The following is a 4,753-nucleotide window of genomic DNA, read 5'->3' as shown; positions in this document are numbered from 1 at the left end:
CATTATTAGGTGAATGGGGTGATCCAAACCAAAATGCTTATCCTAATTCTTGGGCAGCAGCGCCAAACCAAGGTAACATTTATAGGCGCATCTGGCTGTATGATACGAATGAAAAAGAATATTGTGATCTACATACTTACAATGCTATATATCACTGCCGAGGAGAAAGTGAATCTAAAAATGGTATCTGCACTGCCATTAAATAAATACCTTAATTCAATCATCTAAAAGGTTTAATTTATAACATTCAAGTATTCAGAAAATATTGAACATTCTCTATCAAAGCAGAAAAACAATTAGTTGAGTTTACACCAATATCGACCGATACATTCTGCTTACTATCACAAAAAGGTATGTACAGTCTTTATAAATATCAAGTTATCTGCCGATTTAGTTTTGTTTTCAAAATACGGACTTCCAAATAATAATAAATATCCCAACGAATCTATCATTACACAACCATGCAAAGAGGTATACCATCTTGAAAGACACTGCCTTTTGTTAAGCTAGCCTAGAATTAGCACCACTTGACGCAGTAAATAGTGAGGAAAACTAATGGGATAATAAATAGGTTTTTTTAATTCAATCGAACAAATACTCAACAAAAACTTCCAAGCCACAACTTTTTACAGTACTAAATTTGACTTACTTCTGGCTTAAAATGGGCTTGCTAAAAGCTATATTGCGTCAATAAAACGAGGTAACGATCTGGTTACAAGCGCTAATAATAACGATGTAGTAACAGTGTTATTCAATACCAAAAATGCACTTGACCCAAAAAAGCTTGGCAATATATTGTTGGCTCTAACAATGATTATTGTGATTGACATACCTATAATGTTAAGTACTATTGTAGAGGAGAGTCTGAAAACAAAAATGGATTATGTATAGCTATATAGTAACACCTTAATCGTTTTTCCTAGATTCAAGAACTACCTATTCATAGGAAATTCTTATCGTTGAGATATTTTCACTTTTTCCACTTATATCTATCTTTACTCTTTTTTTAACAAAAAGCTGAATTTACATTTTAAAACTAACACGCTTGATTTTAGTTAAAAAAATCCACGTTGCTGATTAATAAATACACTATATATAGTAATAAACTTATTAATAGGCACTATATATTGTATATTTTGATAATTATCAATTATTATACCTTACGATAAATTTTACAATTTAAGTGGATAGAAAGAATGAATAAATCAATACTAGTAACCAAACGAGATGGAAATAAAGAACCAATCAATCTCGACAAAATTCATCGAGTCATTGCGTGGGCAGCCGAAGGGCTAGAAAATGTTTCCGTTTCTCAAGTTGAATTACGTTCTCATATCCAATTTTATGATGGAATTAGAACATCAGACATTCATGAAACAATTATACGTGCAGCCGCTGACCTGATTTCACAACAATCCCCTGATTACCAGTATTTAGCAGCACGCTTAGCGATTTTTCATTTACGTAAAAAAGCTTATAACCAATTTACACCACCTGCACTTTACGAACACGTGAAAAAAATGGTTGGTAGTGAGCATTACGACAAGCATCTACTTGAAGATTATACGCAAGCGGAGTTTGAACAAATGGATAAGTTTGTTGACCACTGGCGTGATATGTCGTTTTCCTATGCAGCGGTTAAACAGCTTGAAGGTAAATATTTGGTTCAAAATCGCGTTACTGGAGAGATTTATGAAAGCGCGCAATTTTTATATATTTTAGTTGCGGCTTGTTTATTTGCCAATTATCCGAAAGAAACACGCCTTAACTATATTAAACGCTTTTATGATGCGGTATCTACCTTTAAAATTTCATTGCCAACACCAATTATGGCAGGGGTTCGTACACCTACTCGCCAATTTAGTTCTTGTGTATTAATTGAGTGTGATGATAGCTTAGATTCTATCAATGCAACGGCAAGTGCGATTGTTAAATATGTATCACAACGAGCTGGAATTGGCATAAATGCGGGGCGAATTCGTGCTTTAGGCAGTTCAATTCGTGGTGGTGAAGCTTTCCACACTGGTTGCATTCCATTTTATAAATATTTTCAAACTGCTGTTAAATCATGCTCACAAGGCGGGGTACGTGGTGGTGCAGCAACCATTTTTTACCCAATTTGGCATTTAGAAGTCGAAAGTTTACTGGTTTTACGTAATAATCGTGGTGTTGAAGAAAACCGTGTACGCCATTTAGATTATGGCGTACAAATCAACAAACTAATGTATCAACGCTTAATTAAAAATGAAAACATTACACTATTTAGTCCATCAGACGTACCAGGGCTTTATGATGCTTTCTTTGCCGATCAAGATAAATTTGAAACGCTGTATCACCAATATGAACAAGATGTAAATATTCGTAAACGCGTGGTTAAATCCGTTGAACTCTTTGCATTACTCATGCAAGAACGCGCATCAACAGGGCGAATTTATATTCAAAACGTTGATCATTGCAATACGCACAGCCCATTTAATGCTCAAGTAGCGCCAGTTCATCAGTCTAATTTATGTATGGAAATTGCGCTACCAACTAAACCGCTTAATAATGTCAATGATGAAAAAGGTGAAATTGCGCTTTGCACATTATCTGCCTTTAACCTTGGCAAAATTGAATCATTAGATGACTTTGAAGAACTTGCTGACTTAACAGTACGCGCACTTGATTCACTACTAGATTACCAAAATTATCCAGTTCCTGCTGCGCGAAACTCTTCAATCAACCGTCGGACATTAGGAATTGGTGTAATTAACTATGCTTATTATTTAGCAAAACATGGGGTTAAATATTCCGATGGCAGCGCTAACAATTTAACTCATCGCACTTTTGAAGCCATGCAGTATTATTTGTTAAAAGCATCAAATAACCTTGCTAAAGAAAAGGGGGCGTGCCCACTATTTAACGAAACAACTTATGCTCAAGGTATTTTACCAATCGATACTTACAAAAAAGATTTAGATACTATCACTAAAGAACCATTACACTATGATTGGGAATCACTACGAGAATCGATTAAAACTTATGGACTGCGTAATTCCACGTTATCAGCACTCATGCCATCTGAAACCTCGTCGCAAATTTCCAATGCAACAAATGGTATTGAACCACCACGTGGTTTTATAAGTGTGAAAGCCTCTAAAGATGGTATTTTAAAACAAGTGGTACCTGACTATAAAAATCTAAAAAACTTTTACGAACTACTTTGGCAACTCCCTAATAATACTGGATATTTACAATTAGTGGGGATCATGCAGAAATTTATAGATCAATCTATTTCGGCGAACACTAATTATGATCCAACCAAATTCCCGAATGATAAAGTTCCGATGAAACAGCTATTAGCTGATTTACTCACGGCTTACAAATATGGTGTAAAAACCCTTTATTATCATAATACACGTGATGGCGCTGAAGATATTCAAGGCGATATTGAATTTAAAGCAAGTGATGATGGTTGTGAAGGCGGAGCGTGCAAAATCTAATTGCCTCATTCAGCACTAAAATAAAAGTATAGGATAACTGAACGGTTATCCTATACTATTCCTATTTTTCTTTTTGTTTAAAGAAAAATTACCCAATTTCGTTAGGAGTTCGATTATGAGTATGAATTACAGCACCTTCTCACACGTCCACAATGATCAACTAAAAGAGCCAATATTTCTTGGACAACCGGTAAATGTTGCTCGTTATGATCAACAAAAATACGAAATGTTTGAAAAATTAATTGAAAAACAACTGTCCTTTTTTTGGCGCCCTGAAGAAGTTGATATCTCTCAAGACCGAATTGATTATGCTGCATTACCAGAGCATGAAAAGCATATTTTTATTAGTAACTTAAAATATCAAACGTTGCTTGATTCCATTCAAGGACGTAGCCCCAATGTTGCATTATTACCACTTATTTCAATTCCAGAGCTTGAAACATGGGTTGAAACGTGGTCATTTTCAGAAACGATACATTCTCGATCATACACACATATTATTCGTAATATTGTTAACGATCCTTCTGTTGTTTTTGATGATATTGTCACGAATAAAGAAATTCAAAAACGTGCTGGTGATATTGCAGGTTATTATGACGATCTTATCAGCTATGCCAGCTATTACAATCTACTTGGCGAAGGTAAACACAATGTTAATGATAAAACCATCACCATTAGCTTACGAGAACTCAAAAAGAAATTATATCTTTGTTTAATGAGTGTAAATGCGCTTGAAGCCATCCGCTTTTATGTCAGTTTTGCTTGCTCATTTGCTTTTGCTGAACGTGAGCTAATGGAAGGCAACGCAAAAATTATCAAACTTATAGCACGTGACGAAGCCCTACATCTAACCGGCACACAATTTATGATCAACACATTGCGCAGTGGTGAAGATGATCCTGACATGGCCGAAATTGCCAAAGAGTGCGAACAAGATTGTTATAACCTATTTTTACAAGCAGCTAACCAAGAAAAAGAATGGGCCGAATACCTGTTTGAGGGTGGGTCAATGATCGGTTTAAATAAAGATATCTTATGCCAATATGTCGAATATATCACAAATATTCGCATGCAAGCAGTGGGGCTAAAACTACCATTTGATACTAAATCAAACCCAATTCCATGGATCAATAACTGGCTCGTATCTGATAATGTCCAAGTAGCTCCACAAGAAGCGGAAATGAGTTCTTATTTAGTTGGACAAATTGATTCTGAAATTAATGAAGATGATTTAAGTGATTTCAAATTATAATTTTTATACTAAATGGTAT

The 4,753-nt window shown here is 35.0% G+C and carries 3 protein-coding genes; all 3 read left to right on the top strand.

The window, feature by feature from the left end; translation table 11 throughout:
• On the top strand, positions 1–206 hold a 206-nt coding region (locus tag A9G30_RS13050; RefSeq protein WP_176700904.1), incomplete at its 5' end, for a hypothetical protein.
• A 990-nt stretch (positions 207–1,196) separates the two neighbouring features.
• Positions 1,197–3,482 carry a class 1a ribonucleoside-diphosphate reductase subunit alpha gene (gene nrdA / locus A9G30_RS10570; protein WP_065567543.1) on the top strand — a complete coding sequence of 762 codons (2,286 nt, stop codon included), beginning with the start codon at positions 1,197–1,199 and terminating at the stop codon, positions 3,480–3,482.
• Positions 3,483–3,603: 121 nt separating this feature from the next.
• Positions 3,604–4,734: a class Ia ribonucleoside-diphosphate reductase subunit beta gene (gene nrdB, locus A9G30_RS10565; RefSeq protein WP_065588931.1), complete on the top strand. Its 1,131-nt coding sequence runs from the start codon at positions 3,604–3,606 to the stop codon at positions 4,732–4,734.
• The last annotated feature ends 19 nt before the right edge of the window (positions 4,735–4,753 follow it).

Source organism: Gilliamella sp. Fer4-1, assembly GCF_001690515.1.
In the GTDB taxonomy this organism is placed as follows: Bacteria; Pseudomonadota; Gammaproteobacteria; order Enterobacterales; family Orbaceae; genus Gilliamella; species Gilliamella apicola_C.
The sequence above is the reverse complement of the archived record's forward strand: the minus strand, read 5'-3'. Positions and strand labels throughout refer to the sequence as shown.